The following is a 3,909-nucleotide window of genomic DNA, read 5'->3' on the forward strand; positions in this document are numbered from 1 at the left end:
GCCGCCCGCGCATCGTTCGCGGGCGGCGGTGAGGTCGGCTTCCTGTGAGCTCGTGGGTGGCCGTAGGCCTTCCCCTCACCCCAAGAATGCGAGGGCGTTCTCGATTCCTCGCTCGAGGACCTCGTCGGCGAACTTCCCGTCGGAGAGCGCGCGGGACAGCTGCAGTGTCCCCACCATCATGGTGAAGAGTCCGATGGCCTTGCCGCGAGCGGCCTGCGGATCCTCGGGCGACAGCCGGGCGGCGATCTCCGTCACGGTGTCCCGTGCGCCATCGGTGTAAGCCTGCTTGGTCGCGTCTCCGCAGCGGCCGATCTCGTCGAGCAGGGCGGCGGAGGGGCATCCGGTGCTGGGGTGGTCCCGGTGCTCGGGTGACAGGTACTCGCGAATGAGGTCCTCGAGTCCCGGGCGGCCGGGCCGCGCTGTGCCGTACCTCGAGAGCTGCGTGTGCAGTTCGCCGGCCACGACATGGGCGACGAGGTCGTCCTTGGACGTGAAGTGGGCGTAGAAGGCTCCGTTGGTGAGCCCGGCATCCGCCATCAGTGTGGAGATGCCCGAGCCGTCGATGCCGTCCTGCTTGAACCGCTGGCCGGCCTTCTCGATGATGCGTTGCCGCGTCACCTGCTTGTGCTCCTTGGCGTAACGCACCACGAGCTTCCTCCATTCGCTCCGTAAGGCCGTTGCCTCGTACTCAAGACTAGTCCATGGCCTGACATGTGTAATATTACGACCGACAGGTGTTTTTGGCCACCGAATTCAGTGATCGGACGGATCGGGGTCGATGGTTCATGTTCGGAGGCGGGCGCCCGGTCCCAGTCGGGCGGTGACTTCCCGGGGGGTGAGGGTGGAATGGTCCGCGGAGCACTCGACGACGACGCGGACCGGGGCGTCGCAGTCGGTGTGGCGGACGTCCAGTAGTGGGCCCTCGGGGCCGAGGGTGTACGTCTCGCCCCACTGGGTCAGGGCCATCAGGACGGGCCACAGATCCCAGCCCTTGCGGGTCAGGCGGTATTCGTTGCGGGGGCGGCTGCCCGGCTCCTGGTACGGGACGGTCTTCAGGATGCCGGCCGCGGTCAGTTTGCGCAGGCGGTCGCTGAGGACGGCCTCCGACAGGCCGATGTGGCGGTGGAAGTCGTCGAAGCGGCGGACTCCGTTGACGGCGTCGCGCAGGATCAGCAGCATCCATTTCTCTCCGACCACGTCGAGCGTGCGCTGGACGGGGCAGTTCTCCGTACTCGCCTCAAGCCACTCCATCCCGCCATGGTACGGGCCTGGCTTCGTCATTGACAGTCAGGTGAGCCGGCAGCTAGCTTCACTTGTAAAAGTCAGATGAAAGGCGTCGGTCGTGGGACGAACACGTACGTATCAATGGGAAGATCCCGCGCTCCTGGCGGAGGCCGCCGGGCGGATGGCCGGCATCGACTTCCTGCGCGAGCTGCGGGCGGGGGGACTGCCGGGGCCGCCCGTCAACTACACCATCGACTTCACTCTGGACGAGGTGGAGCCCGGCAGGGCGGTCTTCTCGCTGACGCCGGGGGAGGAGCACTACAACCCGATCGGCAGCGTGCACGGCGGCATCTTCGCCACCCTGCTCGACTCGGCGGCGGGTTGCGCCGTCCAGTCCACCCTCCCGCAGGGCATGGCGTACACCTCGCTCGACCTGACGGTGAAGTTCCTGCGGCGGATCACCGTGGAGACGGGCACGGTGCGCGCCATCGGCACGCTCATCAGTAAGGGCCGCCAAACCGCCCTCGCCCAGGCGCAGTTGGTTGACGCGAAGGACCGTCTCCTCGCCCACGCCACCAGCAGCTGCATGCTCTTCCCGGTGCCTCCCGCCCAAGGGTGAGCACCGGCGGCGACCGGTGCCGTCCGTGCGGCGATGCCGGACGCCCTCGCCCTCGGCGCAGAACCGCGCTCGCCCGCTCTAGGCCGGGGCGCTGTCGGCGGTTTACGGGGTGTGACCGGTGCGGCGGAGGACCGGGCGCAGGACCTCGATGACGCCGGGGTCGTCCACCGTGGAGGGAATGGGTTCGTCGCGGCCGTCGGCGATGCCGCGCATCGTCTTGCGCAGGATCTTTCCCGAGCGGGTCTTGGGCAGGGCGGCGACGACCGTGACGTCCTTGAGGGAGGCGACGGCGCCGATGCGTTCGCGTACGAGCCGGACGAGTTCGGCCTCGACCTGGCCCGGTTCGCGGTCGACGCCGGCTTTCAGGACGACGAAGCCCCGCGGGATCTGTCCCTTGAGCTCGTCGGCGACGCCGATGACGGCGCATTCGGCGACGTCGGGGTGGGCGGCCAGGGCCTCCTCCATGCTGCCGGTGGACAGCCGGTGTCCGGCGACGTTGATGACGTCGTCGGTGCGGCCCATGACGAAGACGTAGCCGTCGTCGTCGAGGTGGCCGCTGTCGCCGGTGAGGTAGTAGCCGTCGAAGGCGGAGAGGTAGGAGGCGACGAAGCGGTTGTCGTCGTTCCAGAGCGTGGGGAGCGCACCGGGCGGCAGGGGGAGCTTCACGACGATCGCGCCGTCGACGCCCGCGGGCACCGGCTCGCCCGAAGGATCGAGGACGCGTACGTCCCAGCCCGGCAGCGGGCGGGTGGGGGACCCGGGCTTGAGGGGAGCGGTCTCGATGCCCACGGGGTTGGCGACGATGGGCCAGCCGGTCTCGGTCTGCCACCAGTGGTCGATCACCGGGATGCCCAGCAGGGCGCTCGCCCAGTGATACGTCTCGGGGTCGAGGCGCTCGCCGGCGAGGAAGAGGTAGCGCAGGCCGGTCAGGTCGTAGTCCGCGGCGAGCGTCCCGGTGGGGTCCTCCTTGCGGATGGCCCGGAAGGCGGTGGGCGCCGTGAACATGGTCTTGACCCGGTACTCGGCGGCGACGCGCCAGAACTGGCCCGCGTCCGGTGTGCCGACCGGCTTGCCCTCGTACAGAACCGTCGTCGCACCGGCCAGCAGGGGTGCGTAGACGATGTACGAGTGCCCGACGACCCAGCCGACGTCGGAGCCGGTGAACATCGTCTCGCCCGGGCCCACGTCGTACACGGCGCCCATCGACCAGTGCAGGGCCACCGCGTAGCCGCCGCAGTCGCGAACAACTCCCTTGGGTTTTCCGGTCGTTCCGGACGTGTAGAGGATGTAGAGGGGATCGGTGGCGGGGACGGGAACGCAGTCGGCCGGCGCCGCGGTGGCGACCAGTTCGCTCCAGTCGAGATCGTCGGGTCCCAACTCGGCGGTCTCCTGCGGGCGTTGCAGGACCACTGTCTTCTCCGGCTTGTGGACCGCGAGTTCGATCGCCCGGTCGAGCAGGGGCTTGTACGCGATGACACGCTTGCCCTCGATGCCGCAGGAGGCGGCGACGACCACCTTGGGGGCCGCGTCATCGATACGGAGGGCGAGTTCGCGCGGGGCGAACCCGCCGAAGACCACCGAGTGGACCGCGCCGATGCGCGCACAGGCCAGCATCGCGACGACGGCCTCGGGGACCATCGGCATGTAGATCACCACGCGGTCGCCGTGTCCCACGCCGAGCCGCACGAGCGCTCCGGCGAAGGCCGCCACCTCGTCCCGCAACTGCGCGTAGGTGTAGGCGCGGCGGGTGTCGGTCACGGGTGAGTCGTAGACGAGCGCGGGCTGTTCGCCGCGGCCGGCTTCGATGTGTCGGTCGAGCGCGTTGAAACAGATGTTGAGCCGGCCGTCGGGAAACCAGCGGTAGAACGGTGCGCCCGAGGAGTCCAGAGCGCGTCGCGGAGTGACATCCCAGTCGATGCCCTCTGCCGCCTTCAGCCAGAAGCTCTCCGGGTCCTCGGTACTGGCGCGGAATGGAGGGCGAAGGCGCCGGAGAGGCCGACGGCGAGCAGCTTGCCGAAGGGGTCGCGGGCGGCGAGGGAGGTGCGTACGCCGCGTTCCACGATCAG

At 69.2% G+C, this 3,909-nt stretch carries 3 protein-coding genes and 1 pseudogene; 1 reads left to right on the plus strand and 3 read right to left on the minus strand.

Translation table 11 applies throughout. The features are described from left to right. Positions 1 to 75 precede the first annotated feature (75 nt). Positions 76 to 648: a TetR/AcrR family transcriptional regulator gene (locus tag AB0I18_RS51695; protein WP_363112830.1), complete on the minus strand. Its 573-nt coding sequence runs from the start codon at positions 646 to 648 to the stop codon at positions 76 to 78. Positions 649 to 783: 135 nt separating this feature from the next. After that, on the minus strand, positions 784 to 1,251 hold the full coding sequence (locus AB0I18_RS51700) for a helix-turn-helix domain-containing protein (protein WP_363112831.1): 468 nt from the start codon (positions 1,249 to 1,251) through the stop codon (positions 784 to 786). A gap of 91 nt (positions 1,252 to 1,342) precedes the next feature. Here AB0I18_RS51700 and AB0I18_RS51705 point away from each other — a divergent pair, with 91 nt between their 5' ends. Then, complete coding sequence (locus AB0I18_RS51705) at positions 1,343 to 1,843, plus strand: PaaI family thioesterase (protein ID WP_363112832.1); 501 nt, start codon at positions 1,343 to 1,345, stop codon at positions 1,841 to 1,843. Positions 1,844 to 1,945: 102 nt separating this feature from the next. Here the strand turns inward: AB0I18_RS51705 and AB0I18_RS51710 are convergent. Further along, positions 1,946 to 3,814, minus strand: a pseudogene (locus AB0I18_RS51710) (propionyl-CoA synthetase); the annotation flags it as partial. Positions 3,815 to 3,909: the final 95 nt, after the last annotated feature.

Origin of the sequence: Streptomyces sp. NPDC050704 (assembly GCF_040654355.1) — a bacterium.
Classification (GTDB): domain Bacteria; phylum Actinomycetota; class Actinomycetes; order Streptomycetales; family Streptomycetaceae; genus Streptomyces.